Origin of the sequence: Streptomyces justiciae (assembly GCF_015163075.1) — a bacterium.
GTDB lineage: Bacteria > Actinomycetota > Actinomycetes > Streptomycetales > Streptomycetaceae > Streptomyces > Streptomyces justiciae.
Map to the genome: position 1 here is coordinate 272,087 of NZ_JADDXU010000008.1, position 26,948 is coordinate 299,034.

Annotated in this window: 24 protein-coding genes; 14 read left to right on the forward strand and 10 right to left on the reverse strand. The window is 70.1% G+C overall.

Annotated features, from left to right (window positions below; translation table 11 throughout):
* Nucleotides 1-48: 48 nt before the first annotated feature.
* The 6 genes from IQ210_RS23575 (at nt 49) to IQ210_RS23600 (ending at nt 10,091) form a co-directional block, all read left to right on the forward strand.
* Complete coding sequence (locus IQ210_RS23575; RefSeq protein WP_194081076.1) at nt 49-2,040, forward strand: sensor histidine kinase; 1,992 nt, start codon at nt 49-51, stop codon at nt 2,038-2,040.
* A gap of 117 nt (nt 2,041-2,157) precedes the next feature.
* A complete protein-coding gene (locus IQ210_RS23580; RefSeq protein WP_322656571.1) occupies nt 2,158-3,249 on the forward strand; it encodes a peptidoglycan recognition protein family protein in 1,092 nt (363 codons plus the stop codon).
* Between the two features lie 74 nt (nt 3,250-3,323).
* Nucleotides 3,324-5,126, forward strand: coding sequence for an ABC-F family ATP-binding cassette domain-containing protein (locus IQ210_RS23585; RefSeq protein WP_194081077.1), 1,803 nt, complete (start codon nt 3,324-3,326; stop codon nt 5,124-5,126).
* A 234-nt stretch (nt 5,127-5,360) separates the two neighbouring features.
* The gene (locus IQ210_RS23590) at nt 5,361-7,133 is read left to right on the forward strand and encodes an outer membrane protein assembly factor BamB family protein (RefSeq protein ID WP_194081078.1); all 1,773 of its coding nucleotides are present in this window, start codon (nt 5,361-5,363) and stop codon (nt 7,131-7,133) included.
* Between the two features lie 56 nt (nt 7,134-7,189).
* Complete coding sequence (locus IQ210_RS23595; protein WP_194081079.1) at nt 7,190-9,118, forward strand: outer membrane protein assembly factor BamB family protein; 1,929 nt, start codon at nt 7,190-7,192, stop codon at nt 9,116-9,118.
* A gap of 265 nt (nt 9,119-9,383) precedes the next feature.
* A complete protein-coding gene (locus IQ210_RS23600; protein ID WP_194081080.1) occupies nt 9,384-10,091 on the forward strand; it encodes a helix-turn-helix transcriptional regulator in 708 nt (235 codons plus the stop codon).
* Between the two features lie 30 nt (nt 10,092-10,121).
* Here the strand turns inward: IQ210_RS23600 and IQ210_RS23605 are convergent, their stop codons facing one another.
* On the reverse strand, nt 10,122-10,478 hold the full coding sequence (locus IQ210_RS23605) for a hypothetical protein (protein WP_194081081.1): 357 nt from the start codon (nt 10,476-10,478) through the stop codon (nt 10,122-10,124).
* A gap of 21 nt (nt 10,479-10,499) precedes the next feature.
* Nucleotides 10,500-12,188, reverse strand: a complete 1,689-nt coding sequence (locus IQ210_RS23610) for a sodium:solute symporter family protein (RefSeq protein WP_194081082.1) — start codon at nt 12,186-12,188, stop codon at nt 10,500-10,502.
* 164 nt (nt 12,189-12,352) lie between these two features.
* On the opposite strand from IQ210_RS23610, the gene galT reads away from it, so the two are divergent.
* The 3 genes from galT to galK are packed head-to-tail and all read left to right on the forward strand — an operon-like array spanning nt 12,353 to nt 15,533.
* Nucleotides 12,353-13,414 (forward strand): galactose-1-phosphate uridylyltransferase, encoded by a 1,062-nt coding sequence (gene galT, locus IQ210_RS23615; protein WP_194081083.1) that lies wholly within the window; start codon nt 12,353-12,355, stop codon nt 13,412-13,414.
* Nucleotides 13,411-14,379, forward strand: coding sequence for a UDP-glucose 4-epimerase GalE (gene galE, locus IQ210_RS23620; protein WP_194081084.1), 969 nt, complete (start codon nt 13,411-13,413; stop codon nt 14,377-14,379). The genes galT and galE overlap by 4 nt, the downstream gene beginning before the upstream one ends.
* Nucleotides 14,379-15,533, forward strand: a complete 1,155-nt coding sequence (gene galK / locus IQ210_RS23625) for a galactokinase (RefSeq protein ID WP_194081085.1) — start codon at nt 14,379-14,381, stop codon at nt 15,531-15,533. Before galE ends, galK begins: the two co-directional genes overlap by 1 nt.
* A gap of 330 nt (nt 15,534-15,863) precedes the next feature.
* Here galK and IQ210_RS23630 read toward each other — a convergent pair whose 3' ends face one another.
* The gene (locus tag IQ210_RS23630) at nt 15,864-16,319 is read right to left on the reverse strand and encodes a GNAT family N-acetyltransferase (RefSeq protein ID WP_194081224.1); all 456 of its coding nucleotides are present in this window, start codon (nt 16,317-16,319) and stop codon (nt 15,864-15,866) included.
* A gap of 263 nt (nt 16,320-16,582) precedes the next feature.
* Between IQ210_RS23630 and IQ210_RS23635 the strand changes: the two genes are divergently transcribed.
* Nucleotides 16,583-17,356 (forward strand): LuxR C-terminal-related transcriptional regulator, encoded by a 774-nt coding sequence (locus IQ210_RS23635; RefSeq protein ID WP_194081086.1) that lies wholly within the window; start codon nt 16,583-16,585, stop codon nt 17,354-17,356.
* 13 nt (nt 17,357-17,369) lie between these two features.
* Here the strand turns inward: IQ210_RS23635 and tamR are convergent, their stop codons facing one another.
* Entirely contained in the window at nt 17,370-17,867 is a 498-nt protein-coding gene (tamR, locus tag IQ210_RS23640; protein WP_059196100.1) for a MarR family transcriptional regulator TamR, read from the reverse strand.
* Between the two features lie 89 nt (nt 17,868-17,956).
* Between tamR and IQ210_RS23645 the strand changes: the two genes are divergently transcribed.
* From IQ210_RS23645 to IQ210_RS23655, 3 genes are read left to right on the forward strand one after another with little or no spacing between them, the layout of a single operon-like run.
* A complete protein-coding gene (locus IQ210_RS23645; protein ID WP_194081087.1) occupies nt 17,957-18,754 on the forward strand; it encodes a trans-aconitate 2-methyltransferase in 798 nt (265 codons plus the stop codon).
* A 38-nt stretch (nt 18,755-18,792) separates the two neighbouring features.
* Nucleotides 18,793-19,155, forward strand: coding sequence for a VOC family protein (locus IQ210_RS23650; protein WP_194081088.1), 363 nt, complete (start codon nt 18,793-18,795; stop codon nt 19,153-19,155).
* 57 nt (nt 19,156-19,212) lie between these two features.
* Nucleotides 19,213-19,386, forward strand: coding sequence for a CsbD family protein (locus IQ210_RS23655; RefSeq protein ID WP_194081225.1), 174 nt, complete (start codon nt 19,213-19,215; stop codon nt 19,384-19,386).
* An 89-nt stretch (nt 19,387-19,475) separates the two neighbouring features.
* Here the strand turns inward: IQ210_RS23655 and IQ210_RS23660 are convergent, their stop codons facing one another.
* A complete protein-coding gene (locus tag IQ210_RS23660) occupies nt 19,476-20,153 on the reverse strand; it encodes a TetR/AcrR family transcriptional regulator (RefSeq protein ID WP_126272557.1) in 678 nt (225 codons plus the stop codon).
* Nucleotides 20,150-21,160 carry an acyl-CoA desaturase gene (locus IQ210_RS23665; RefSeq protein WP_194081089.1) on the reverse strand — a complete coding sequence of 337 codons (1,011 nt, stop codon included), beginning with the start codon at nt 21,158-21,160 and terminating at the stop codon, nt 20,150-20,152. The genes IQ210_RS23660 and IQ210_RS23665 overlap by 4 nt, the downstream gene beginning before the upstream one ends.
* 304 nt (nt 21,161-21,464) lie before the next feature.
* On the opposite strand from IQ210_RS23665, the gene ppc reads away from it, so the two are divergent.
* Nucleotides 21,465-24,197, forward strand: coding sequence for a phosphoenolpyruvate carboxylase (ppc, locus tag IQ210_RS23670; protein WP_194081090.1), 2,733 nt, complete (start codon nt 21,465-21,467; stop codon nt 24,195-24,197).
* A gap of 73 nt (nt 24,198-24,270) precedes the next feature.
* Here ppc and IQ210_RS23675 read toward each other — a convergent pair whose 3' ends face one another.
* The 4 genes from IQ210_RS23675 to IQ210_RS23690 all read right to left on the reverse strand — a co-directional run bounded on the left by IQ210_RS23675 (nt 24,271) and on the right by IQ210_RS23690 (nt 26,923).
* Nucleotides 24,271-24,948, reverse strand: coding sequence for an LPXTG cell wall anchor domain-containing protein (locus IQ210_RS23675; protein WP_194081091.1), 678 nt, complete (start codon nt 24,946-24,948; stop codon nt 24,271-24,273).
* 135 nt (nt 24,949-25,083) lie between these two features.
* Entirely contained in the window at nt 25,084-25,590 is a 507-nt protein-coding gene (locus IQ210_RS23680; RefSeq protein ID WP_194081092.1) for a hypothetical protein, read from the reverse strand.
* 42 nt (nt 25,591-25,632) lie between these two features.
* Complete coding sequence (gene pth / locus IQ210_RS23685) at nt 25,633-26,235, reverse strand: aminoacyl-tRNA hydrolase (protein WP_194081093.1); 603 nt, start codon at nt 26,233-26,235, stop codon at nt 25,633-25,635.
* Nucleotides 26,236-26,329: 94 nt separating this feature from the next.
* A complete protein-coding gene (locus tag IQ210_RS23690) occupies nt 26,330-26,923 on the reverse strand; it encodes a 50S ribosomal protein L25/general stress protein Ctc (RefSeq protein WP_194081094.1) in 594 nt (197 codons plus the stop codon).
* Nucleotides 26,924-26,948: the final 25 nt, after the last annotated feature.

Genomic DNA, 26,948 nt, shown 5'->3' on the forward strand with positions numbered 1-26,948 from the left:
CCCTTTAGGGCGTCATAAGCACCCGAACCACCAAACTGAGGTCCCCTCATGCGCACTCTCCGTACCGCCACCGGTCGGCTCCGGCCCAGATCCGTCCGGGCCAAGATCGTCTCCCTGCTCATGCTGCCCATCGTGTCCCTCATGGCGCTGTGGGGATTCGCCGCCGTCACGACCGCGTCCAGCATCGGTGACACCGAGCGGGCCAAGGACGTCAACGCCGAACTGCTCACCCCTGTCAGTGAGTTCGTCACCGCGTTGCAGGCCGAGCGGGCCGCCGTCATGGCGCGTCGGGCCGTGCCCGCCGATGTCCGTAAGGCCACCGACCGGGCCGCCTCCGCCCTGCTGGACGGCATCAACGCCTCCAGCTCGGACGCCGCGTTGCTCGACGCGAGCCTTCCCCGGCGCATCGAGACGCTGAAGGGGGCGGCCGGCGGGCTCGCGCAGGTGCGCGGTGAGGCGACCGCCAAGGGCGCCAAGTCCTCCGTGGCGTACGCCGGGTACTCCGCGATCGTCGAGGACGCCTTCGCCGTCGCGGGCGAGCTCACCGGGGACCAGAGCACCGATGCCGCGTCCGACGCGCGCGTGGTGCTCGAACTCTCCCGCGCGCGGGAGGCGTTGGCGCGGGAGCAGGCCCTGCTCGGGGCGGCGGGGGCGGCCGGGACGCTGAGCCGGCAGCAGTACACGCAGTTCGTCGGCGCGGTCGCCACGCAGCGCCAGCTGCTCAAGCCGGCGGTCGCCGACCTCAAGGCCGAGCACCGGGCGGCGTACGAGGAGATCCTGGACGGCGACGCGTACGCCGGTCTCCAGGCCGTGGAGAACCGGGTGCAGAGCGCCGGTCCGGGAACCTCCGCCGTGGCGTCGGGGCTGCTGGGCCGCTGGGACGCGGACGTGACCGTGACGCTGAAGGACCTGACGGCCGCCGAGACCGGTGCCGGTACGGGCGCCACCGCCCAGGCCGACCCGTTCGGCTGGGACACCCTCGGCGCCTCCGGTGTCGCCGTGGTGCTGGGGCTTGTCGGTGTGCTGCTGTCGCTGTTGGTGTCCGTGCTCGTCGGGCGCGGACTCATCGTCGAGCTGCTCGACCTGCGCAACGACGCCCTGGAGGTGGCGGGCCGCCGACTGCCGCAGGCCATGCGGAAGTTGCACGCCGGACAGGGCGTCGACATCGACGCCGAGGCCCCCATGCGGCGCCTCGTCGGTGACGAACTCGCCCAGGTCGGCACCGCGTTGACCGCCGTGCAGCGGGCCGCCCTCAAGGCGGCCTCCGAACGCGCCGAACTCCTCAGCGGCATCTCCGGCGTCTACGTCAGCCTCGCCCGCCGCAGCCAGGTCCTCCTCCACCGCCAACTGGACCTGCTGGACGGCATGCAGCGCCGCCACCAGGACCCGCAGGAGCTCCAGGACCTCTACCGCGTCGACTACCTGGCGACCCGCATGCGCCGCCACTCCGAGTCCCTGCTCATCCTGTCCGGCATCGCCCCCGGCCGCGGCTGGCGCGACCCGATCCCGCTGGCGGACGTGCTGCGGGCCGCCGTCGCCGAGATCGAGAACGCGCCGCGCGTGCAGATCTGGGCCGTGCCGAAGGTGTCCGTGGTCGGCGGCTCGGTCGCCGACGTCATCCACCTCCTCGCCGAACTCGTCGAGAACGCCGCCGCGTTCTCCCCGCCCAGCACCAAGGTGCAGCTGCGCGCGGCCCGGATGCGGGACGGGGTGCTCATCGAGGTCGAGGACAGCGGCTTCGGCATGAACGAGCAGGCCCTCGCCGACGCCAACCGCAAGCTCCAGTCCGAGAAGGTCGACCTCCTCGACGCCAAGCAGATCGGCCTGTTCGTGGTCAACCGGCTGCGCGAGCGGCAGGGGTTGCGGGTGGAGCTGCGCCCCTCGCCCCACGGTGGTGTCACGGCCGCGGTGTTCGTCCCCGAGGGGCTGACACGGGACGACATGCCGGTCGGCGAAGGGGCCGTCGGCGGGCGCGGACTCGCACCGGCGGCGGCGCTGATCCAGCAGCAGCGGCCCGGGTTCGGCGGTGCCGGGGCGTGACCATGTCTTCGCGCTATCTCCACACCGATTACCGCGAACGCAGTACGTGAGGGAAACCAGGGGCCTCTAGGGTCACTTGACACTTCAAGTGGCCCCCCTGGAAGGCAAGGCACATCCGTGTCCGAACAACCCCCCACCCCCTCCCACCGCCGTAAGCGCTCCCTGTCCCGCCGTGGCGTGATCGGCGCGGCCGGCGCCGTCGCCGCCGGGGCCGCGCTGACCCCGGTGGTCTTCGCGGCGACCGACTCCGACTCCGACGCCACCACGACCGACGCCGGTACGACCCCGGAGAAGTTCCCGGCGACCCGTTCCGACGCCACCACCGGCACCGGTACGGCCACCACCGCCTTCGCCGCCTCCTATGTCGGCGTCCGCTGGAACGGCCCCGCGGCCTCCCTCCGCCTCCCCGACGGCGAGTGGAAGACGCTGAGCGGCGGCTGCGCGACCGTCGAAGACGGCGGGGCGGCCCTGGTCGCGACGGCGCCCGTCACGTCGTACGACCTCAAAGCCGCGGACGGCACGACCGACGTGCGCTCGCTCGCGATCGACACCACCGACGGCCCGAAGCGCACCGTGAAGGTGCCCTCGGAGCCGACACGCGTGCGTGGCGTGCGTTATCTGTCGCGGCCGGCGTGGGGCGCGGACGAGTCGAAGCGGTACAAGGACGGCGTGGTCAACTCGCCCGAGAAGTACTACGCGTTGCAGGCGATCACCGTCCACCACACGGACACCCCGAACGGCGACGCCGACCCGGCGGCGACGGTCCGGGCGATCTACGAGTACCACGCGGTCACCCTCGACTGGGGCGACATCGGCTACCACTTCCTGATCGACGAGGCCGGAGTCGTCTACGAGGGCCGCTACTCCGGCGACGACGGCGTCCCCGCCTTCGACCCGGACGGCAACGTCGTCACCGCCTTCCACACCGCCGGCTACAACTCCGGCAACCTCGGCATCGCGTTGCTCGGCACCCTCACCGAGCAGGGACCGACGGACGCGGCGAAGGCCTCGCTGACCCGCCTGATCAAGGTCATCGCCCGCTTCAAGGGCCTCGACCCGCAGGCCAGGATCACGTACACCAACCCGGTCAACGGCGTGACCAAGGACGCGACCACCGTCAGCGGCCACCGCGACTGGCTCCAGACCGACTGCCCGGGACAGACGATGTACGACCTCCTCGCCGAGGTCAGGGCGGCCGCGAGCCGCTGACCTGCACGGGGATCGGTCACCGAACGGCGCGCATTAGGCTGGGAGGCTGATCGATCCCCCTCGTCAGGAGAGAAATGGCCGTCAACCTGGTCAATGTCGAGAACGTCAGCAAGGTGTACGGCACCCGTGCCCTGCTGGACGGTGTCTCGCTCGGCGTCTCCGAGGGCGATCGCATCGGCGTCGTGGGCCGCAACGGCGACGGCAAGACCACCCTGATCCGGATGCTCGCCAAGCAGGAGGAGTCCGACACCGGCCGGGTCACCCACTCCGGCGGACTGCGCCTCGGCGTCCTCACCCAGCACGACTCCCTGGACTCCACCGCGACCGTCCGCCACGAGGTCATCCGGGACATGGCGGACCACGAGTGGGCCGGCAACGCCAAGATCCGGGACGTGCTCACCGGGCTGTTCGGCGGGCTCGACCTGCCGGGCTTCCCGCAGGGCCTCGACACCGTCATCGGCCCGCTCTCCGGTGGTGAGCGGCGCCGGATCGCGCTCGCCAAGCTGCTCATCGAGGAACAGGACCTGATCGTCCTCGACGAGCCCACCAACCACCTCGACGTCGAGGGCATCTCCTGGCTCGCCCAGCACCTGCGCGAGCGCCGCTCCGCGCTCGTCTGCGTCACCCACGACCGCTGGTTCCTCGACCAGGTCTGCACGCGCATGTGGGACGTGCAGCGCGGTGACGTCTACGAGTACGAGGGCGGCTACTCCGACTACGTCTTCGCCCGCGCCGAGCGTGAGCGCATCGCGGCGACGGAGGAGACCAAGCGGCAGAACCTGGTCCGCAAGGAGCTGGCCTGGCTGCGCCGCGGCGCCCCCGCCCGGACGTCGAAGCCGCGCTTCCGCGTCGAGGCCGCCAACGAGCTCATCAAGGACGTGCCGCCGCCGCGCGACACCAGCGAGCTGATGAAGTTCGCATCGTCCAGGCTCGGCAAGACGGTGTTCGACCTGGAGGACGTGACCGTCCAGGCCGGACCCAAGGTCCTCCTCAAGCACGTCACCTGGCAGCTCGGCCCCGGCGACCGCGTCGGCCTCGTCGGCGTCAACGGCGCCGGCAAGACCTCGCTGCTGCGGGCCATGGCCCAGGCCGCCCGCACCGAGGGCGAGGCGCAGCCGGCCGGCGGCCGGGTCGTCGTCGGCAAGACGGTCAAGCTCGCCTACCTCTCCCAGGAGGTCGCCGAGCTCGACCCGAACCTGCGGGTCCTGGAGGCCGTCCAGCAGGTGCGCGACCGCGTCGACCTCGGCAAGGGCCGCGAGATGACCGCCGGGCAGCTGTGCGAGACGTTCGGCTTCTCCAAGGAGAAGCAGTGGACGCCCGTCGGGGACCTGTCGGGTGGTGAGCGGCGACGGCTCCAGCTGCTGCGGCTGCTGATGGACGAGCCCAACGTCCTCTTCCTCGACGAGCCCACCAACGACCTCGACATCGAGACCCTGACCCAGCTGGAGGACCTCCTCGACGGCTGGCCCGGCTCGATGATCGTCATCTCCCACGACCGCTTCTTCGTCGAGCGCACGACCGACCGCGTCTTCGCCCTCCTCGGCGACGCCACCCTGCGGATGCTGCCGCGCGGGATCGACGAGTACATCGAGCGCCGCCACAAGATGGAGGAGGCCGCGGCCGCCGCCACGCCCGTCGTGCAGAAGGCCGTCCCCGAGAAGAGCGCCGCCGACCAGCGCGCCGCCAAGAAGGAACTGCAGAAGATCGAGCGGCAGCTCGACAAGCTCTCCGAGAAGGAGACGAAGCTGCACGACCAAATCGCCGCGAACGCAACGGACTTCGCGAAGGTTGCGGAACTCGACGCCCAGCTGCGCGACTTGGCCGGCGAGCGCGAGGAGCTGGAGATGCGCTGGCTGGAACTCGCCGAGGACGCGTGAGACACCTTCTGGCGGCGCAGGCGGGCGGCGCGCGCGCCGCGTGAAGAGGGCGTGAAGGCGCATAACAGTGGCATCACGGGCCGGTCCTCCCTTGGGTACAGGGGGTGATCGGCCCGGGTTTCTGTCAGTGCCGAGTGATAGAAAGAGCCGTCTGAGAACTTTCTGAGTACGACTCTGAGCCGTTACGTACCTCAGGGCGTGGCTAAAAATCAGTGAACGAGGGGGAACGCGCTGATGACCCAGCCGCCCGGTTTTGGAGCACCGCAGGACCCGCCGCCGCAGGGCGGTTTCGGCGCGCCACCGCCGCCCGCGGGCCCGCCGCAGACGCCACCTCCGCCGCAGGGTCCGCCGCAGCCCGGTTACGGCTATCCCCAGAAGGTCGACCAGCCCGGCCCGTACGCCCAGCCGCAGCAGCCGGGTCCGTACGGCCCGCCGCAGCAGCAGCCGGGCCCCTACGCCCAGCCCGGTCCCTACGGGCAGCCCCAGCAGCCCGGCCCCTACGGCCAGCCCGGTTACGGCTACCCGCCCCAGCCGCAGTACCCCGGCGGCCCCGGCACCCCGCCCGGCGGCTCCGGCTCCCGCAACCCCTTCAAGGGCAAGCCGGCCCTCGTCATCGCCGCCGCCGTCGCGGGACTCCTCGTCGTCGGCGGCACGGTGTGGGCGGTCAGCAGCGGGGGCGACGACCCGAAGAAGCCGGTCGCCGAGGAGAGCGGCAGCGCCAAGCCCTCCGCCTCCGACGACCCGGTCAACCCCGGTGACGGCGACGGTGGCGGCGGCAAGGAGCAGGAGGACCTCAACGAGGGCCGCCAGGCGGGCGAGTCGAAGGTCCTCTGGTACAAGACCGCGCCGGACGCGCCCGGTTCGGGCGCCGACGCCCCCGGCATGTGGGTCACCGACAAGACCGCGGTGAAGGCGGCGTACAAGCAGCTCTTCGGGTACAAGGTCGGTGACGGCAACCCCGCCTGGGACCCGATCACCTTCGACCAGAAGATCTGCGCGGTCACCCCGCAGAAGACCGCCGCGAACAAGATCGTCGTCGCCTACATGAACGGCAGCAGCGACCGCGCGGAGTGCAACAAGCTCCAGGAGGTCGACCTCGACACCGGCGCCAAGGGCTGGACCGGGGAGGTCGCCGACGGCGACCTGTTCGACTCCACGCTCCAGATCGAGCTGACCGTCACCGGCAACACGCTGATGGTGGGCCGCTCGATGTCCGGCACCGCCTACGACGTCACGAACGGCAAGAAGCTGTTCGACAAGTCGAAGTACGGCGACGCCTGCTTCCCCAGCGCCTTCGCCGGCGGCCCCAAGCTGATCGCCGTCTCCTCCTGCGACGCGTCGGGGAAGAACGAGCACGACGAGGTGCAGGAACTGGACCCGACGACCGGCAAGGTCAAGTGGACCCAGAAGTTCGACAAGGGCTGGCGGGTCGCGCGCGCCTACTCCGTCGACCCGCTCGTCATCTACAGCACCAACGAGGACAAGAACGCCTGGAACATCTCCACGTTCACCTCGGGCGGCAAGTTCCGCTCCCAGGTCGGCTTCGACGAGAACTTCGCGCCCGCCTGCGACTGGGCGATCTTCGCGCGCGACCTGACCGGCTGCACCGGCACGGTCGCCGACGCCAACACCCTCTACCTGCCGACCGAGGCGACGAGCGGCGCCAACGAGATCGTCGCGGTCAACCTCTCCACCGGCAAGGAGAAGTGGCGCGTGAAGTCCCCCGCGGACGAGACGATGCTGCCGCTGAAGATCGAGAACGGCAAGCTCATCGCGTACGTCGAGCCGTCGTACGACGCGGGCGGCCAGGTCGTGTCCATCGCGACGACCGGGTCCGACCACAAGCCGGCGAAGCTGCTCCAGAACCCGGCGTCCGCCGCCGACGTCGAGGACGGCTTCTACTCCAAGGCCATCGACTGGGTCGGCGGACGCTTCTACCTCTCGACCACCCGGCTGAGCGGCGACGACGACGCGCAGGAGAAGTTGATGCTCGCCTACGGCAAGTAGCCCTCCCCGCCGCTCGATCCGTCCGCTTCCGTCCCCGCTTCCCGAGGTACTCCGTCATGACCCAGCCGCCGCCCCCGCCGAACCAGCCCCCGCCCGGGGGAGGCTTCGGCCCGCCCCAGGACCAGCCGCCGCAGACCCCGCCGCCCGCACAGCAGCCCGGCTTCGGCGCCCCGCAGGACCAGCCTCCGCAGCAGCCCGGCTTCGGCGCACCCCAGACGCCTCCGCAGCCGCAGCCCGGCTACGGCTACCCGCAGGCGCCGCAAGCCCCGCAGACGCCCCCGCCACCGCAGGGCCCGCCGCAGACCCCGCCGGGCCAGGGCTACGGCTACCCGGGCCAGCCGCAGCAGCCGTACGGCCAGCCGTCGGCCCCGGCGCCGAACCCGTACGGCCAGCCGCAGCCCGACGCCTACGGCCAGCAGCCCGGCGGCTACGGGCAGCCGCAGCCCAACGCCTATGGCCAGCAGCCCGGTTACGGCTACCAGCAGCCGACCATGCCGCTCCAGCCGCAGGCCGGGCAGCCGGCCGGCGGGCGGAAGATCAACTCGCAGCTGGCGATCATCGTCGCGGCGGTCGTCGCGATCGCGCTGATCGTCGGCGGCGGCCTCTGGTACGCCAACTCCTCCGGTGACGACGGCAAGAAGGACACCGCGAACAGCAGCGGCGGCACCGGCGGTGGCGGCGACGAGAAGGGCGGCACCGGCGGCACCAGCAGCAAGGGCGAGGAGAAGGTCCCGGCGAACACCGCCGCCTCCGTCCTCTTCCAGGTCCCGCAGCCCGAGGTCAAGGAAGACACCACCTACACGGTCAACGGCTCCTGGCTCACCGACACCGTGTACGCCAAGAGCGGCATCGCCGAGGTCGTCGGCTACGACCCCGACAAGGGCACCGAGCTGTGGACGATCAAGCTGCCCGGCCCGGTGTGCGCGGCCAGCCGCCAGATGACCGACAAGCATCTGACCGCCATCGCCTACGAGCCCGCGATGCCGACCAAGGAGAAGCCGACGGCCGGTTGCAGCCAGGTCTCGGCGATCGACCTCGACGCGGGCAAGCAGCTGTGGACGAAGACCGCGAAGACCGGTGACCGGCTGATCCCCTGGGACAACGTCACCGTCAGCGCGAACACCGTCGCCACCGGCTCCACCAGCGGCGGCGCCGCCTGGGACATCACCACCGGCAAGTCGCTGTGGACCCCGAAGCCGACCGACAGCTGCTACGACGCGGGCTACGGCGGCGGCGCGAAGCTGGTCGCGGTCCGCAAGTGCGGTGACTACGACGCGCGCCAGCTGCACATCCAGACCATCGACCCGGCGTCCGGGAAGGTGATCTCCGAGTACAAGATGTCGCAGGGCATCGAGTACGCGAGCATCGTCTCCACCGAGCCGCTGGTGGTCGCGGCCGAGGTCGGCGAGGACACCGGCGCCAGCGGTATCTCCGACGTCTTCTCCATCGACAACAAGACCGGCAAGCTGCGCACCCGCATCTCCCTGCCGGGCGACGAGTACGCGGCCAAGTGCGACGGCATCTACCGGCCCGAGTACTGCTTCCAGATCGCCGTCGGCAACGACAGGGTGTACGTGCCGACGGAGGAGCACCAGGGCGCCGGCAGCGACTACAGCCGGACCAACGAGATCATCGCCTTCGACCTGGCCACCGGGAAGCAGACCGGCCAGCGCGCCGACGCGGGCGACGGCTACACCATCAGCCCGCTGCGCATGGACGGCGGCAACCTGATCGCGTACAAGCGGCCGCCGTACGACAAGGGCGGACAGGTCGTCAGCATCGACGGCGGCACCTTCAAGGAGACCAAGCTCCTGGAGAACCCGGCGACGGAAGCCGTGCGCGACGTGGAGACGAGCATGTCCCCCGAATCGTCCGAGCTCATCTACCACGACGGCCGGCTGTTCATGTCGGAGGTCTACGCGAGCGATTTCGGCAGCAGCACGGGTGAGAAGGAGTACCTGGCGATCGCCTTCGGCGCGAAGTGATCGCACAACCGCCTCAGCCGACTGCCCCGTCCCTGCTCAGGGACGGGGCAGTTCGCGTACCACCCATCAGTCTCGAATGACGGAAATTCCGTCGATCCGGGGCACTTCTCACCAGTAGGGGGAGCGCAACGTCGAACAAGCGTGTAGCTTCCGGGGGCATGAAGAGCGGGGGAGCCGGGAGGGGGCTCCTGTCCGTGCGGACCAGTGGGCATCCATAGTGGGGCATCCATTTGCGGATCCATTGGGGGGACTGGGGGGTTGCTCGATGGGAGTGCGGCTCATGGTGGTCGACGACCACCGACTGCTGGCCGAGGCGCTGGCCTCGGCGTTGAAACTGCGGGGGCATCGGGTCCTCGCCGCGGCGGCACCGGCCGCGGGGGCGGCGGAGCTGGTGATCACCCGGGCGCCGGAGGTGTGCCTGCTGGGCACGGCGACCCCGGCCGAGCCGGGCATCTTCGACCCGGTGGTGAAGATCAAGCGGGACCGTCCGCAGGTGGCGGTGCTGGTGCTGGGCCCGGTACCGAGCCCGCGCGGCATCGCCGCGGCCTTCGCCGCGGGCGCCTCGGGCTATGTACGGCACGACGAGCGCATCGAGGGCGTCGAGCGGGCGATCATGAAGGCGCGGGCGGGCGAGGCGGCGGTGGCACCTCAGCTGCTGCAAGGGGCCTTCAGCGAACTGCTCAACCCCGCCGCGCAGCCCGACGACGAGGGCCAGCGGCTGTTGCAGATGCTGACGCCGCGGGAGGTGGAGGTGCTGGTCCGGGTCGCCGACGGCGAGGACACCCGGCTGATCGCGGCGGGCATGGGCATCGCCCCGTCCACGGCCCGCACCCATGTGCAGCGGGTGCTGATGAAGCTGGGGGTGGGATCGAGGCTGGAGGCGGCGGCGCTGGCGGCGCGCACCGGTCTGCTGGACCGGGCGGGCCCGGTACCGCACTCGCCTCCTGAGACGGGAGCGGGGCCGGAGTCGTAGAAGACTCCGGCCCCGTCCGGGACGGGGGAGCTACTCGCCCTGACGTCCGCCCGGGTGTGCGCCCGGCCCGTCGCCGACCACGTCCTCCGGAGTGACCTCCGGCGTGGCCGGCGGGGTCGGCCGCAGCTTCAGCCAGACCAGGAAGAAGATGCCGAGGAGCAGCATCCCGATCCCGGTCCACAGGTTGATGTTGACGCCCTCGGCCTTGTCGAGGGTGGCGTCGGAGGGGTTGATGCCGGCGATCGTGACGATGACGCCGTACAGCACGAACAGGCCGCCGATGATGCGGCGCAGGTCGAAGATGCGGGCCGCGGTGGCCGACTTGGCCTGGAGCTCGGCGACTTCCCGCTGGACGTCCTGCTCGGAATATCCGTGGTGGTCAGACATGGTTCCTCAATCCTCCCGCGCTCAGAACGAGAACGGGATGTAGCAGGCGGCGGCCAGCACGATCGCGCCCCAGCCCAGCAGGGCCGGCCTGCGGTACCAGGCGTCGTCGCCCTCGGCGGGGGCCTCGGACATGCCGGGGGAGCGGGTGCCGTAGACCAGGCCCTGGAGCTCCTCGGCCGGCTTCGGCGCGGTGAACAGCGACACCGCGACCATGACGACCGCGCCCGCGACGAAGCCGACGATCGCGGAGACGAAGTTGGCGCCCTGGTCGGAGGGGATGTCGACGATGCCCTGCTTGTAGATCCAGAAGTAGTTCACCATCGCCGCGACCGTGCCCGCGAGCAGGCCCCAGAAGCCGGACTTCGCCGACGCCCGCTTCCAGAACATGCCGACGATGAAGACCACGAACATCGGCACGTTGAAGAAGGAGAACAGCGTCTGGAGGTAGCTCATGATGTTGGAGAAGGACGAGGCGAGGAACGCCGTGCCCACCGAGGCCGCCACGCCGATCACCGTGATCAGCCGGCCGAAGCGGACGTAGTACTCGTCCTCGCGGCCCTTGACCACGTACCGCGCCCAGATGTCGTTGGTGAACACGGTGTTGAAGGACGACACGTTGGCCGCCATGCCCGCCATGAACGCGGCCAGCAGACCGGTCACCGCGATGCCCAGCACACCGTTCGGCAGCAGCTGTTCCATCAGGTAGGGGATGGCGTCGTTGTACTGGTAGCCGGAGTCGGAGGTGCCGAAGCCGGGGATCAGGGCGGCGGCGGTCAGACCCGGGATCATCACCAGGAAGACGATGAAGATCTTGGGGAACGCGGCGATCAGCGGGGTGCGCTGGGCGGCGCTCAGGTTCTTCGCGGACAGGGCGCGCTGGACCTCGGCGAAGTTCGTCGTCCAGTAGCCGAAACTCAGCACGAATCCCAGGCCGAGCACGATGGTCAGCCAGTTCGCGCCCAGCGGGTTGTCCGAGCCGATGCCGGTACCGCCCCAGGCGGTGGTGAAGTTCGCGCCGTGCTCCGCCGTCAGCTTGTCGGTCAGGCCGTCCCAGCCGCCGACCTTCTTCAGACCGAGGACCACGATCGGGATGAGGGCCGCGAGGATCACGAAGAACTGGAGCACCTCGTTGTAGATCGCGGAGGAGAGACCGCCGAGGGTGATGTACGCCAGCACGAACGCGCCGGCGACCACGATCGCCACCCACTGCGGCCAGCCGAGGAGCGCCTCGACGACGATCGCGAGGGCGTACAGGTTGACGCCGGCGATCAGGATGGCGGCGAAGGCGAACAGGGCCGAACTCAACAGGTGCGCCCATTTGTCGAAGCGCAGCAGCAGCATCTCGGGGACCGAGCGGACCTTGCTGCCGTAGTAGAAGGGCATCATCACCAGGCCCAGGAAGACCATGGCCGGGATGGCGCCGATCCAGTACCAGTGCACGGTGTACGCGCCGTACTGGGCGCTGTTGGCGGCCATGCCGAGGATCTCGGTGGCGGCCAGGTTGGCCGAGATGAAGGCGAGGCCGGTGATCCAGGCGGGCAGCGAGCGGCCCGAGAGGAAGAAGTCGAGGCTGGTCTTCACCGATCTGCGGGCGGCGAAGCCGATGCCCAGGACGACGACGAAGTAGATGGCCAGGATCGTGTAGTCGAGCCAGTTCGTGGGGAGACGTAGCTCGGCGGCCAGATATGTCGCTTGTGTGGGGGTCTGCATGGATTACTCGCTTCGTTGCGTGAACTGATCCAGAGCGGAACCTACGCCTCCGCGTTCAGTAATTGAACACTTTTGTTGATGCTCTTTGTTTGATTGTGATGTTGACTCCTCTGTCGAGTTATGGTTACTTGTGTTTAGTTCTGTTTGAGTGAAGGAGTCCGGCGGTGAAGAAGACCTCGACCCGGCTGGCCGACGGTCGCGAGCTCATCTACTACGACCTGCGTGACGACACCGTGCGGGACGCGGTCGACCGCCGCCCGCTGGAGCGGACCGTCACCACGTCCGAGGTCCGCCGCGACCCGCTGCTCGGCGACTCGGTGGCCGTCGCCTCGCACCGGCAGGGCCGCACCTACCACCCGCCGGCCGACGAGTGCCCCCTGTGCCCTTCTGCGGGCGATCGCCTGAGCGAGATCCCGGACTCGTCGTACGACGTCGTCGTCTTCGAGAACCGCTTCCCCTCGCTGGCCGGTGACTCCGGCCGCTGCGAGGTCGTCTGCTTCACCTCCGACCACAACGCGTCCTTCGCCGACCTCACCGAGGAGCAGGCGCGTCTGGTCCTGGAGGCGTGGACGGACCGGACGTCGGAGCTGTCGCATCTGCCCTCCGTTGAGCAGGTGTTCTGCTTCGAGAACCGCGGCGCCGAGATCGGGGTGACCCTCGGACATCCGCACGGGCAGATCTACGCGTACCCGTTCACCACGCCTCGCACCGCCCTGATGCTGCGCCAGGTGGCCCAGCACAAGGAGGCGACCGACGGCGAGAACCTCTTCGACAGCGTGCTGGAGAGCGAACTCGCCGGTGAGCGGGTCGTCCTGGAGAGTGAACACTGGGTCGCGTTCGTGCCGTACGCCGCGCACTGGCCCTACGAGCTCCACCTGTACCCGAAGCGCCGGGTGCCGGACCTGCTGGGGCTCGACGAGGACGCGCGCTCAGAATTCCCCAAGGTTTATCTGGAACTCTTGAGGCGCTTCGACCGGATCTTCGGTGAAGGGGAGCCCGCGACGCCGTACATCGCCGCCTGGCACCAGGCGCCGTTCGGCCAGCTGGAGGAGTTCGAGGGCGTCAGCCGTGACGACTTCGCGCTCCACCTCGAGCTTTTCACCATCCGCCGCACCTCCGGCAAGCTGAAGTTCCTCGCGGGTTCCGAGTCCGGCATGAGCGTGTTCATCAACGACATCCGGCCGGAGGCCGCGGCCGAGCGACTGCGAGAGGTAGCGAGTTCATGAGCGGTAAGTACCTGGTGACGGGTGGCGCGGGTTACGTCGGCAGCGTGGTCGCCCAGCACCTCCTCGAGGCGGGCCACGAGGTCGTCGTCCTCGACAACCTCTCCACCGGCTTCCGCGAGGGCGTCCCGGCGGGCGCGACCTTCATCGAGGGCGACATCCGCGACGCCGCCAAGTGGCTCGACTCCTCCTTCGACGGCGTCCTGCACTTCGCCGCGTTCTCCCAGGTCGGCGAGTCGGTCGTGAAGCCCGAGAAGTACTGGGACAACAACGTCGCCGGCACCATGGCGCTGCTCGGCGCGATGCGCGAGGCCGGCGTCCGCAAGCTCGTCTTCTCCTCCACCGCCGCCACCTACGGCGAGCCGGAGCAGGTCCCGATCGTCGAGACCGCGCCGACGAAGCCGACCAACCCGTACGGCGCCTCCAAGCTCGCCGTCGACCACATGATCACCGGCGAGGCGGCGGCCCACGGCCTGGGCGCGGTCTCCCTGCGCTACTTCAACGTCGCGGGCGCGTACGGCAACTACGGCGAGCGGCACGACCCCGAGTCGCACCTCATCCCGCTGGTCCTCCAGGTCGCCCAGGGCAAGCGCGACGCCATCTCCGTCTTCGGCGAGGACTACCCGACGCCGGACGGCACCTGCATCCGCGACTACATCCACGTCGCCGACCTCGCCGAGGCCCACCTCCTCGCCGTCGAGGCCGCCACCCCCGGCGAGCACCTCATCTGCAACCTCGGCAACGGCGAGGGCTTCTCCGTCCGGCAGGTCATCGAGACCGTCCGCCAGGTCACCGGCCACCCGATCCCCGAGGTCGTGGCCCCCCGCCGCGGCGGCGACCCGGCGACCCTGGTGGCCTCGGCCGCCACCGCCCGCGAGAAGCTGGGCTGGAACCCGTCCCGCGCGGATCTCGCGGGGATCGTCGCGGACGCGTGGGAGTTCGCGCAGAACATCTCGAGGGAGCAGTAGTGCGGGCACAGCAGGTCCGGGCCGGTTTCGTGGAGCTCTACGGCACCGAGCCCGAAGGTGTCTGGTCGGCGCCGGGACGCGTCAACCTCATCGGTGAGCACACCGACTACAACGACGGCTTCGTGATGCCCTTCGCGCTGCCGCACACCGCGATCGCCGCGGTCTCCCGCCGCGACGACGGCGTCCTGCGGCTGCACTCGGCGGACATCGAGGACGGCGTCGCCGAGCTGCGCCTGGACGACCTCGTCCCGGAGTCGGACCGCGCCTGGACGGCGTACCCGGCGGGCGTGGTCTGGGCCCTGCGCGAGGCGGGCCACGCCGTGACCGGCGCCGACATCCACGTCACCTCCACCGTTCCCTCGGGCGCGGGCCTGTCGTCCTCGGCGGCGCTGGAGGTCGTGGTCGCCCTGGCCCTGAACGACCTGTACGAACTCGGTCTGCCGGGCTGGCAGTTGGCCCGCCTGTGCCAGCGCGCCGAGAACGTCTACGTCGGCGCCCCCACCGGCATCATGGACCAGACGGCGTCCGCGTGCTGCGAGGAGGGCCACGCGCTCTTCCTCGACACCCGCGACCTGTCCCAGAAGCAGATCCCCTTCGACCTGGCCGCCGAGGGCATGCGCCTGCTGGTCGTCGACACCCAGGTCAAGCACTCCCACAGCGAGGGCGAGTACGGCAAGCGCCGCGCCGGCTGCGAGCGGGGCGCGGCCCTGCTGGGCGTCGACGCCCTCAGGGACATCCCCTACGCCGACCTCGACGCGGCCCTCGCCCGGCTCGGCGACGACGAGGAGGCGGTCCGTCTGGTCCGGCACGTCGTCACCGAGGACGAGCGGGTGGAGAAGGTCGTCGCCCTGCTGGAGTCGGGCGAGACGCGGGCGATCGGCCCGGTGCTGGTGGCCGGTCACGCCTCGCTGCGCGACGACTTCCGCATCTCCTGCCCGGAGCTGGACCTCGTCGTCGACACCGCGATGAGCGCGGGCGCCCTCGGCTCCCGGATGACCGGCGGCGGCTTCGGCGGCTCGGCGATCGTGCTGGCGGACGTGGCCGACGTGGACACCATCACCAAGGCGGTCGAAGAGGCCTTCGCCGCGGCCGGCTTCACCGCGCCTCGCGTGTTCGAGGCGGTGCCCTCGCCCGGAGCGCGCAGGCTCGTCTGAGGTCCCGGATCAGCCCCGCACACCCCGGTGGTGTGCGGGGCTGTGTCCTGTTCGTGCTGACGACGCAGGACGTGAAGAAGTGCACGGAAGGAGCCGGACGTGGACACGGGAGCCCGGGCGGTGGCACAGGAGGAGCGCCTCCGCGAGGCCCTGCGCACCCACCCCGCCGACCGCCGCGGCTACATCAAACTCCACCCCGAGGACTACCCCGCCCTCACCCGCCGGCGCGCCGCCCGCATCGCCTGGGAGGTGGGCCTGCTCACGGAGGCCGCCGGCAACCGGGGTTTCGTGGCGCTTCAAGGCGACGGTGGTGGAGGAGGTCCCGCTCGGCTAACCGAGCCTCTTCGTCAGTGTGTACTCCGTGATCCCCGGCGGATAGTCCGGGATCACGCACACCACGTCGTAGCCGCGCTTCCGGTAGAACTCCGGGGCCTGGAAGTCCCAGGTCTCCACCCGGGACGCCGAGCAGCCACGCTCGTCGCGGGCGATCCGCTCCGCCTCCGCGAGCAGGCGTGACCCCAGGCTCGCGCCGCGGTGGCGTTCGTCGACCCACAGGTACGTCACATGGAGCCAGGCCGTCCAGGTATGGCCGACCAGTCCGCCGGCGAGTTCGCCTGCCGCGTCCAACACCCAGACATGGAGCGGAAGTTCGCGTTCGTCCGGAGTGCCGCGCAGGGCGCGCAGGACCGGGGAGGCCGCGGTGTTGGTGTCCCGCAGCCGGATGCGCAGCAGATCGCGCCGGTCTTTGTCGACTTCTGTCTCCATACGAAACATGCGGCTCACCATAAACGCGCTGGACAGCCAGTTCTGCAAATTACCTTCCGCTCCTGCCCCCCGGCCGTACCCTGATGAACAGCACCGGTGGGGGCCGGTGCTGATCAGGGGGCGAGACAAGTCGGGTACGACACCCGAAGTGGGGGTAGCAGTTGGTGCACGGCGGCGGCCGTGCGCAGCGCCATCGCGCTTCGGGCGTCGTACCTGCGCCTGGTCTTCCGTCTCCCGACGATGGGGTATCCCCTGCTCTTCAAGAGCTTGGGGAAGGGGGTTTCGTGGTTCGCATCCGAGTCCTGGTCGTCGACGACCATCGCATCTTCGCCGAGTCGCTCGCCGCAGCCCTGGCGGCCGAGCCCGACGTCGACGTCTCCGCGGCCGGCAGCGGTCCCGCCGCGCTGCGCAGCCTGGAGCGCGCGGCGGCCGAGGGCCGCCGTTTCGACGTGCTGCTCGCCGACGCCGACCTGGGCGGCAACGTCCAGGGCATCCGGCCCGCCGTGCCCGTCCAGGAGGCGGGCGAGGACGGGCTCGTCGACGGCATCTCACTGGTGGCCGGGGTGCGTACCGCACAGCCCGGCGTCCGGATCGTCGTACTCGCCGAGAAGGACGATCCGCGGCGCGCCGCGCTCGCCCTGCAGGCCGGTGCGTCCGGCTGGGTGGCCAAGGACTGCTCGCTGTCCCGGCTGCTGACCGTCATACGAGGGGTGCTGCGCGACGAGACCCATCTGCCGCCCGCTCTGCTCACCGGGGTGCTGCGGGAGCTGACCGCCGCGCGCAAGCACCGCACCGAGAGCGAACGGCTGGTGGAGTCGCTCACCCCGCGGGAGCGCGAAGTGCTGCGCTGCATGGTCGCCGGGCTGGGCAGAAAGGCCGTCGCCGAACGGCTGTTCCTCTCCCCGCACACCGTACGCACCCATATGCAGAACGTCCTCGGCAAGCTGGGCGTGCACTCCACGCTGGCCGCGGTCGCGCTCGCGCGGCGTGCCGGGGTCGGGCCGGTGGACCTGGAGCCGGCCGGACGCATCCGGGCGGAGGAGACGCACACCGCCTGAGCGCGGTGGTTCCTCAGCCGGGGATGTTGTCGAACGGGGCGGTCAACTGGCGCAGCAACCCGGCCAGTTCGCCGCGCTGGGCCCGGGAGAGTTCCGCGAGGATCGCCCGCTCCTGATCGAGCAGTCCGGCCAGGGCCTGGTCCGCGCGGTCCCGGCCCTCGTCCGTCAGCCGGACCAGCACGCCACGCCGGTCCGAGGGGTCCGGCAACCGCTCCACCAGGCCCTTCTTCGCCAGCCTGTCGATACGGTTCGTCATCGTGCCCGACGTGACCAGGGTCTGCGTCAGCAGCTGTCCCGGGGAGAGCTGATACGGCGTTCCCGCGCGCCTGAGCGCCGTCAGGACGTCGAACTCCCAGGGCTCCAGGCTGTGCTCGGAGAAGGCAAGACGGCGTGCGCGATCCAGGTGCCGGGCCAGTCTGCTCACCCGGCTGAGCACCTCGAGCGGTTCCACGTCGAGGTCCGGGCGCTCCCGGCGCCACGCAGCGACCAGCCGATCGACCTCGTCCTCCATGACGATCAGTGTAGTGGTTGTGTCGATGTGAAGTCTCTTGATGTCGAGTCTCTTGACGTCAAGAGATATCGAGGGGCACAGTGGATCTCATGACGACTTGGGACCCCGCCCAGTACCTGCGCCACGCCGACCACCGCGCCCGCCCCTTCCTCGACCTCCTCGCCCGCGTACCGGACCTTCCCAGCGACCCGGCCCGCATCGCCGACCTCGGCTGCGGTCCCGGCAACGTCACCGCCCTCCTCGCCGACCGCTGGCCCACCGCCCGCATCACCGGCTACGACAACTCGCCCGAGATGCTCGACAAGGCGCACGCCGAACACGAGGGCCCCACCCCCGGCGGCGGCCGCCTCGACTTCGCCTACGCGGACGTACGGACCTGGGCGCCCACGGGGCCGTACGACCTCATCATCAGCAACGCCACCCTCCAGTGGGTCCCCGGGCACGTGGAGCGCTTCGCCGACTGGATCGACGCCCTGGAACCCGGCGGCACCCTCGCCTTCCAGGTCCCCGGCAACTTCGGCGCCCCCAGCCACCGGCTGATGCGCGAACTCGCCGCCTCCCACGGCCTCTCCGAGGCCCTGCGCCACGAGGACGCCGTCCACACCCCCGAGGCCTACCTCGCCCACGTCACCGCCCTCGGCTGCACCGCCGACGTCTGGGAGACGACGTACGTCCACCTCCTCACCGGCGAGGACCCGGTGCTGGACTGGGTGAAGGGCACCGGACTGCGGCCCGTCCTCACCGCCCTCGCCGACGACCCGGCGGCCCGCGAGACGTTCCTGACCGCGTACCGCGCCGCCCTGCGCGAGGCCTACCCGGCGGGCCCGCACGGCACCCCGTTCCCGTTCCGCCGCATCTTCGCGGTCGCCCGCAAGACGGGGGCGTAGCGGATGATCATCGCAGCGCCCTTCAAGGGGGTACGTCCGTGATCACCGCCGTCGACCATGTGCAGCTCGCCGCCCCGCCCGGCTCCGAGGACCGGCTGCGGGCCTACTACGCCGGTGTCCTCGGCATGACCGAGATCCCCAAGCCGCCCGCGCTCGCGGCCAGGGGAGGGTGCTGGTTCCAGGCCGGGCCCGTCCAGCTCCACCTCGGCATCGAGGCCGCCTTCCGCCCCGCCCTCAAAGCCCACCCGGGGCTGCGGGTCACCGACATCGAGACCTACGCCGCCCGCCTGGAGACCCGGGGTGCCACCGTCACCTGGGACACCGACCTGCCAGGCCACCGGCGTTTCTACTCCTACGACCCCGTCGGCAACCGGCTGGAGTTTCTGGAACCGGGCGTTTGAGCGCCGGGCCACCGTTCACCCGGCAGCCGGGAAGGAACACAGTCGGGAGTGAGTGACGTGGCGAAGGACCAGAAGGCCAAGGCCAAGAAGGAACAGGCCAAGGGCAAGGCCAAGGAGACCATGGGCCGCGCGGTCGGCAACGAGCGGATGACCACCAAGGGCCGCGCCGAACAGGCGAAGGGCGACGCACGCCAGGCGAAGGAGAAGGAGAAGGACATCTTCAAGCACTGAGGACATCCACTGAGGAAGCACTGAGGAAGCACTGAGGACATCCACTGAGGACGTCTCCAGCGCTCAGGACGGTTCAGGCGCCGCAGGCCTCAGCTCTTGCGGCGCCCTATCAGATGCGGCTTCGCCTCCAGGCCGTCCAGGCCGTGCCAGGCCAGGTTCACCAGGTGGGCCGCGACCTCCGCCTTCTTCGGGCGGCGGACGTCCAGCCACCACTGGCCGGTCAGCGCGACCATGCCGACCAACGCCTGCGCGTACAGCGGGGCCAGCTTGGGGTCGAAGCCCCGGCTCTTGAACTCGCGGCCCAGGATGTCCTCCACCTGGGTGGCGATGTCCGAGATCAGCGAGGCGAAGGAACCCGTCGACTGCGGGATGGGGGAGTCACGGACCAGGATGCGGAAGCCGTCCGTGTACTCCTCGATGTAGTCGAGGAGCGCGAACGCCGCCTGCTCGCACAGCTCCCGCGGATGCCCGGCCGTCAGAGAGCTGGTCACCATGTCCAGCAGCCGCCGCATCTCGCGGTCCACGACCACCGCGTACAGCCCCTCCTTGCCGCCGAAGTGCTCGTACACCACCGGCTTGGAGACCCCGGCCTTGGCCGCGATCTCCTCCACCGACGTGCCCTCGAAGCCCTTCGCGGCGAACAGGGTGCGGCCGATCTCCAGCAGCTGGGCGCGGCGCTCGGCGCCCGTCATCCGCGTGCGACGGGTGCGCCGCGGCTTGTCATTGCTCTCGGTGCTGCTGGAGTCGGTCGCCACGGCGTCAATCATGCCGCCTCGACGGCGTCCTTCCGGCGTCGGGAGCCGTCTTCACCGGTGTTGCGGCGCGAATCGATACGCGAGCGTGACGGCCAGCGCACGTCGTACGCCCAGCCCGCCATCTCGAACCAGCGGATCAGCCGCGCCGAGGAGTCCACCTGGCCGCGCATCACCCCGTGCCGCGCCGACGTCGGGTCCGCGTGGTGCAGGTTGTGCCAGGACTCGCCGCACGACAGCACCGCCAGCCACCACACGTTGCCCGAACGGTCCCGCGACTTGAACGGCCGCTTGCCCACCGCGTGACAGATCGAGTTGATCGACCAGGTGACGTGGTGCAGCAGGCAGACCCGCACCAGCGAGCCCCAGAAGAACCCGGTGAACGCCCCCCACCAGGACATCGTCACCAGACCGCCGATCACCGCGGGCAGGGCGAGGGAGAGCATCGTCCAGTAGATGAAGTGCCGGGAGATCGAACGGATCGCCGGGTCCTTGATCAGATCCGGCGCGTACTTCTCCTGCGGCGTCTGCTCCTCGTCGAACATCCAGCCGATGTGCGCCCACCACAGGCCCTTCATCAGCGCCGGAACCGTCTCGCCGAACCGCCACGGAGAGTGCGGGTCACCCTCGGCGTCCGAGAACTTGTGGTGCTTGCGGTGGTCGGCCACCCAGCGGACCAGAGGGCCCTCGACCGCCATCGAGCCCGCGATCGCCAGCGCGATGCGCAGCGGCCGCTTGGCCTTGAACGAACCGTGCGTGAAGTAGCGGTGGAAACCGATCGTGATGCCGTGGCACCCGAGGTAGTAGAAGAAGACCATCAGGCCGAGGTCCAGCCAGCTCACCCCCCATCCCCACGCCAGCGGCACCGCCGCCAGCAACGCGAGGAACGGGACGATGATGAAGAGCAGCAGCGTGATCTGTTCGATCCCGCGCTTCTGCTCCCCGCCCAGCGTGGCGGAGGGCATGGGTGAGCCGTCATTCGCCTTCGGGGCGTCTTCGATCACATCGGAGCTTGTGGTCATTGGGGCGTCCCCTGTGGGGTTCGAGGGTTGGAGAAGAGTCGTGGTACCGGTAACCACGCGGGAAGCCGAGCGGGACTTCCCTACGGTTCCGTAACCTACGGCGTCGTAAGTATGGCAGCGCGTCGCCCGACGGCAAGAGCCCGAGAGCCTGCGCGTCCCGACCGGCACCTATCCTGGAGTCGTTCGGACAGCGCGGTCCGCTCTCATTTCTTCCCGGATGACCGGCCCGTATGCGGCAGCCGCCGCGCGACCGGCCTACGGGTTCCCTCCCGGACGAGCTTCAACACTGCAAGGAGCCGCACCTGTGAGCAGTGCCGACGACCAGACCACGACGACCTCCAGTGAGCTGCGCGCCGACATCAGGCGACTCGGTGACCTCCTCGGCGAGACCCTCGTCCGGCAGGAAGGCCCTGAGCTGCTGGAACTCGTCGAGAAGGTCCGCCGCCTCACCCGCGAGGACGGTGACGCCGCCGCCGAGCTGCTGCGGGGCACGGAACTGGAGACCGCCGCCAAGCTGGTGCGCGCCTTCTCCACCTACTTCCACCTGGCCAACGTCACCGAACAGGTGCACCGAGGCCGCGAACTCAGAGCCCGGCGCGCCGCCGAGGGCGGCCTCCTCGCCCGCACCGCCGACCGCCTCAAGGACGCCGACCCCGAGCACCTGCGCGCCACCGTGCAGAACCTCAACGTGCGCCCGGTCTTCACCGCCCACCCCACCGAGGCCGCCCGCCGCTCCGTCCTCAACAAGCTCCGCCGCATCGCCGAGCTCCTGGAGACCCCGGTCCTGGAGACCGACCGCCGCCGCTACGACACCCGCCTGGCCGAGAACATCGACCTCGTCTGGCAGACCGACGAGCTGCGCGTCGTACGCCCCGAGGTCACCGACGAGTCCCGCAACGCGATCTACTACCTCGACGAGCTGCACGCCGGCGCCGTCGGCGATGTCCTGGAGGACCTCACCGCCGAACTGGAGCGCGTCGGCGTCACCCTCCCCGAGGACACCCGCCCCCTGACCTTCGGCACCTGGATCGGCGGCGACCGCGACGGCAACCCCAACGTCACCCCCCAGGTCACCTGGGACGTCCTGATCCTCCAGCACGAGCACGGCATCAACGACGCGCTCGACATGATCGACGAACTGCGCGGCTTCCTCTCCAACTCCATCCGCTACACCGGCGCCACCGAGGAGCTGCTGGAGTCGCTGCGGGCCGACCTGGAGCGCCTCCCCGAGATCAGCCCCCGCTACAAGCGCCTCAACGCCGAGGAGCCCTACCGGCTCAAGGCCACCGCGATCCGCCAGAAGCTGGAGAACACCAAGCTCCGGCTCGCCAAGAACACCCCGCACGAGCCGGGCCGCGACTACCTCGGCACCAGCGAGCTGCTGAACGACCTCACCCTCATCCAGACCTCTCTGCGCGAACACCGCGGCGGCCTCTTCGCCGAGGGCCGTATGAACCGTACGATCCGTACGCTCGCCGCCTTCGGCCTCCAGCTCGCCACCATGGATGTCCGCGAACACGCCGACGCCCACCACCACGCCCTCGGCCAGCTCTTCGACCGCCTCGGCGAGGAGTCCTGGCGCTACGCCGACATGCCCCGCGACTACCGCGGCAAGCTCCTCGCGAAGGAGCTGCGGTCCAGGAGGCCGCTGGCCCCGACCCCGGCGCCGCTGGACGCCGCCGGCGAGAAGACCCTCGGCGTCTTCCACACCGTCAAGCGCGCCCTCGACGTCTTCGGACCCGAGGTCATCGAGTCGTACATCATCTCGATGTGCCAGGGCGCCGACGACGTCTTCGCGGCCACTGTGCTGGCGCGCGAGGCGGGCCTCATCGACCTGCACGCCGGCTGGGCCAAGATCGGCATTGTGCCGCTCCTGGAGACCACCGACGAGCTCAAGGCCGCCGACACCATCCTCGAGGACATGCTCTCCGACCCCTCCTACCGGCGCCTGGTCGCGCTGAACGGGGACGTCCAGGAGGTCATGCTCGGCTACTCCGACTCGTCGAAGTTCGGCGGCATCACCACCTCCCAGTGGGAGATCCACCGCGCGCAGCGCCGCCTGCGCGACGTCGCCCACCGCTACGGCGTCCGGCTCCGGCTCTTCCACGGCCGCGGCGGCACCGTCGGCCGCGGCGGCGGCCCCTCCCACGACGCGATCCTCGCCCAGCCCTGGGGAACCCTGGAGGGCGAGATCAAGGTGACCGAGCAGGGCGAGGTCATCTCCGACAAGTACCTGGTGCCGTCGCTCGCGCGCGAGAACCTGGAGCTGACGGTCGCCGCCACCCTCCAGGCCTCCGCCCTGCACACCGCCCCGCGCCAGTCCGACGAGGCCCTCGCCCGCTGGGACGCCGCCATGGACGTCGTCTCCGACGCCGCGCACGCCGCGTACCGCAGGCTCGTCGAGGACCCCGACCTGCCGACGTACTTCCTCGCGTCGACCCCGGTCGACCAGCTCGCCGACCTGCACCTCGGCTCACGGCCCTCCCGCCGCCCCGGCTCCGGCGTCTCCCTCGACGGACTGCGCGCCATCCCGTGGGTGTTCGGCTGGACCCAGTCCCGGCAGATCGTCCCCGGCTGGTTCGGCGTCGGCTCCGGCCTCAAGGCGCTGCGCGAGGCCGGCCTCGACACCGTGCTCGACGAGATGCACGAACAGTGGCACTTCTTCCGCAACTTCATCTCCAACGTCGAGATGACCCTCGCGAAGACCGACCTGCGCATCGCCCGCCACTACGTCGACACCCTCGTCCCCGCCGAACTCCAGCACGTCTTCGCCACCATCGAGGCCGAACACGCCCTCACCGTCAGCGAGGTCCTGAAGGTCACCGGCGAGAGCGAACTCCTCGACGCCCAGCCCGTCCTGAAGCAGACGTTCGCGATCCGCGACGCCTACCTCGACCCGATCTCCTACCTCCAGGTCGCCCTCCTCAAGCGCCAGCGCGACGCGGCCGCCGCCGGCGAGGAACCCGACCCGACCCTGGCCCGCGCCCTCCTCCTCACCGTGAACGGTGTGGCGGCGGGCCTGCGCAACACCGGCTGACGGTCCATCCGGACACGACGGTGCCCCCGAGGTCGAACCTCGGGGGCACCGTCGTACAACCGGCCCGTGTGCCTTATGCCTTACGGCGGCGGAACACCAGGTAGCCACCCGCGGCCACCAGCGCAGCCGCGGCGCCGCTCAGCAAGCCCACCGGGGCACCGTTGCCCGTCTCGGCGAGGTCACCGCCCTCGCTGTCGCTGCCGCCGCCACCCTGGGCGGACGGCGACGAGGACGCCGAAGGCTCCGAGGACCCACCGGCGGGCGCCGACTCGGACGGCGAGGCGGAAGGAGAGGACGAGGCGGACGAGGACGGCGTCTCACTCGGCTTGCCGTCGTCGTCGGAGCCCTCGCAGTCGGTCCAGAAGACCTTGTGCTTGGCCGCGCCCTTCTCGCCCTCGAAGTTCCAGAACAGCTTGTAGTGGCCGTCGGGCAGCGACAGGTCCTCGGTCCGGCCGTGACCCTCGGCGTCGAGGGTGATCTCGCCGGACTTCACCGTCTCGCCCTTGACGTCGGCCGTCGGGGCCCAGGCCTCGATGTGCCAGTCCACCTCCTGGACGCCGTCGAAACCGAACGCGTCCAGATAGAACGTGCAGACGTGCGGCTCGTTGCGCCGCAACTCCTCGCCGGTCGTGGCGTCGTGGATCTTCACAGTGCCGTTGTCACCGGGAGCGGTGGCGTAGGCGTTCGGGGCCGCGAACAGGGCGGCAGCGGCGACGGCGGACAGGGCGCCGGCGCGGATGAGGGTACGCATGGGGCAGTCCATCTTCGAGATGTGACAGGGAAGATGTGGAGGGGGCGGCTCAGCATCCAGCCCCCACTGACCTCAGGTCAATCACGAACAGACAACACTCACGCCCTCCACAGAAATGAAGAACGCCGAAACCTGTCAGACCGTCACGAAAGCCGCGGTGAGCAGCGCGACACCCGCCCCCGCCATCACCCACGCGCCCCGCGTACGCCCCAACCCGCCCGCCACCACGACCGACGCCAGCAGCAACGCACCACCGAGCGGAACCCAGGCGTAGAGAATCCCGGCAGGACCGGACCGCACGACATCGTCACTGCTCGGCTTCACGACGACCGTGTACGTCTCGCCCTTCCGCACCGCGACCGTCTTCTCGATGACGACCTCGGCCCGCGCCTTGGACCCCTCGGAGATCGGCGTGTACGGCCCGGTGCAGGTGTCCTCCCCGCACCGCGTCACCTCGATCGTGCCGCTCTCCCGGCCCTTCGTCAGCATCACGTGCTGCGCGGTGCCCCACGACGCCCACACCCCCGCCACCAGGATCAGCACCGCGACCGCACCCATCGCCGCGAGCCGCCCGAAACGGAGGGCGGCAGCCGAGGCCTGGCGGGCGGAGACGGAGGCAGTGGCAGGCATGGCCGGGATCATTGGCCATGCCTGAACGGCCCGTCAACTCGGGTGGGTGACAAGTCAGGAGTTGTACGTGCTTTGCGCCCGCTCCAGCCCCTCGATCACCAGACACTCCACCGCGTCCGCCGCCCGGTCCACGAAGTAGTCGAGCTCCTTGCGCTCCGCGGAGGAGAAGTCCTTCAGCACGAAGTCGGCGACCTGCATACGACCCGGAGGCCGCCCGATCCCGAACCGCACCCGGTGGTACTCGGCACTGAACGCCTTCGTCATCGACTTCAGCCCGTTGTGCCCGTTGTCCCCACCACCGAGCTTCAACCGCAGCACCCCGTAGTCGATGTCCAACTCGTCATGAACAGCCACGATGTTGGCGACCGGCACCTTGTAGAAGTCCTTGAGCGCGTTCACCGGCCCACCGGACAGATTCATGTACGACATCGGCTTCGCCAGGATCACCCGGCGGTTGAACGGCCCCGGAGGCCCGATCCGCCCCTCCACGACCTGCGCCTGCGCCTTCCCGGCCCGCTTGAACCTCCCCCCGATCCGCTCGGCCAGCAGATCGGCCACCATGAAACCGACGTTGTGCCGGTTGGCCGCGTACTCCGGCCCGGGATTGCCGAGGCCGACGATCAGCCAGGGGTCGTTGGCGGGGCTCGTCACGTCCATCTCTCCTCGATACGCGCCAGCCGCCACTCCCGTACGGAAGCGGCGGCTGACGAATTCTTGCAGAGCTCCTGCGAGCTCCTGCAGAGCCTCAGGCTCAGGCCTCGGCGGCCTCGTCGCCCTCAGCAGCCTCCTCCGAGGCCTCCTCCGCCTGCGCGGCCAGGACCTGGAGAACGACAGCGTCCTCGTCGACGGCGAGCGTGGTGCCGGCCGGGAGCTTGATGTCCTTGGCGAGGATGGAGGCACCGGCCTCCAGGCCCTCCACGGAGACCGTGACGGACTCGGGGATGTGGGTGGCCTCGGCCTCGACCGGAAGCGCGTTCAGCACGTGCTCCAGCAGGTTGCCACCGGCGGCCAGCTCACCCTCGGCGTGCACCGGGATCTCGACCGTGACCTTCTCGCCACGCTTGACCAGCAGCAGGTCGACGTGCTCCAGGAAGCCCTTGATCGGGTCACGCTGAACCGACTTCGGGATCGCCAGCTCGTTGGTCTTGCCGTCGATGTCCAGGGAGATCAGGACGTTCGGCGTACGCAGCGCCAGCAGCAGGTCGTGGCCCGGAAGCGTCAGGTGCAGCGGGTCCGAACCGTGGCCGTACAGCACACCGGGAACCTTGGCGTCACGACGGATGCGGCGGGCAGCGCCCTTGCCGAACTCGCTGCGGGTCTCGGCGGAGATCTTGACCTCGGACATGTGGATCACTCCTCGTATGGGTGAG

Coding starts and splice junctions, on each gene's coding strand:
- IQ210_RS23600 (WP_194081080.1), top strand. CDS start 9,384: ATGGGAGTGCGGCTCATGGTGGTCGACGACCACCGACTGCTGGCCGAG.
- galE (WP_194081084.1), top strand. CDS start 13,411: ATGAGCGGTAAGTACCTGGTGACGGGTGGCGCGGGTTACGTCGGCAGC.
- IQ210_RS23660 (WP_126272557.1), bottom strand. CDS start 20,153: ATGATTGACGCCGTGGCGACCGACTCCAGCAGCACCGAGAGCAATGAC.
- IQ210_RS23590 (WP_194081078.1), top strand. CDS start 5,361: ATGACCCAGCCGCCCGGTTTTGGAGCACCGCAGGACCCGCCGCCGCAG.
- IQ210_RS23675 (WP_194081091.1), bottom strand. CDS start 24,948: ATGCGTACCCTCATCCGCGCCGGCGCCCTGTCCGCCGTCGCCGCTGCC.
- pth (WP_194081093.1), bottom strand. CDS start 26,235: ATGGACGTGACGAGCCCCGCCAACGACCCCTGGCTGATCGTCGGCCTC.
- IQ210_RS23630 (WP_194081224.1), bottom strand. CDS start 16,319: ATGGTGAGCCGCATGTTTCGTATGGAGACAGAAGTCGACAAAGACCGG.
- IQ210_RS23575 (WP_194081076.1), top strand. CDS start 49: ATGCGCACTCTCCGTACCGCCACCGGTCGGCTCCGGCCCAGATCCGTC.
- IQ210_RS23645 (WP_194081087.1), top strand. CDS start 17,957: ATGACGACTTGGGACCCCGCCCAGTACCTGCGCCACGCCGACCACCGC.
- IQ210_RS23690 (WP_194081094.1), bottom strand. CDS start 26,923: ATGTCCGAGGTCAAGATCTCCGCCGAGACCCGCAGCGAGTTCGGCAAG.
- IQ210_RS23585 (WP_194081077.1), top strand. CDS start 3,324: ATGGCCGTCAACCTGGTCAATGTCGAGAACGTCAGCAAGGTGTACGGC.
- IQ210_RS23605 (WP_194081081.1), bottom strand. CDS start 10,478: ATGTCTGACCACCACGGATATTCCGAGCAGGACGTCCAGCGGGAAGTC.
- tamR (WP_059196100.1), bottom strand. CDS start 17,867: ATGGAGGACGAGGTCGATCGGCTGGTCGCTGCGTGGCGCCGGGAGCGC.
- IQ210_RS23595 (WP_194081079.1), top strand. CDS start 7,190: ATGACCCAGCCGCCGCCCCCGCCGAACCAGCCCCCGCCCGGGGGAGGC.
- IQ210_RS23665 (WP_194081089.1), bottom strand. CDS start 21,160: ATGACCACAAGCTCCGATGTGATCGAAGACGCCCCGAAGGCGAATGAC.
- IQ210_RS23680 (WP_194081092.1), bottom strand. CDS start 25,590: ATGATCCCGGCCATGCCTGCCACTGCCTCCGTCTCCGCCCGCCAGGCC.
- IQ210_RS23610 (WP_194081082.1), bottom strand. CDS start 12,188: ATGCAGACCCCCACACAAGCGACATATCTGGCCGCCGAGCTACGTCTC.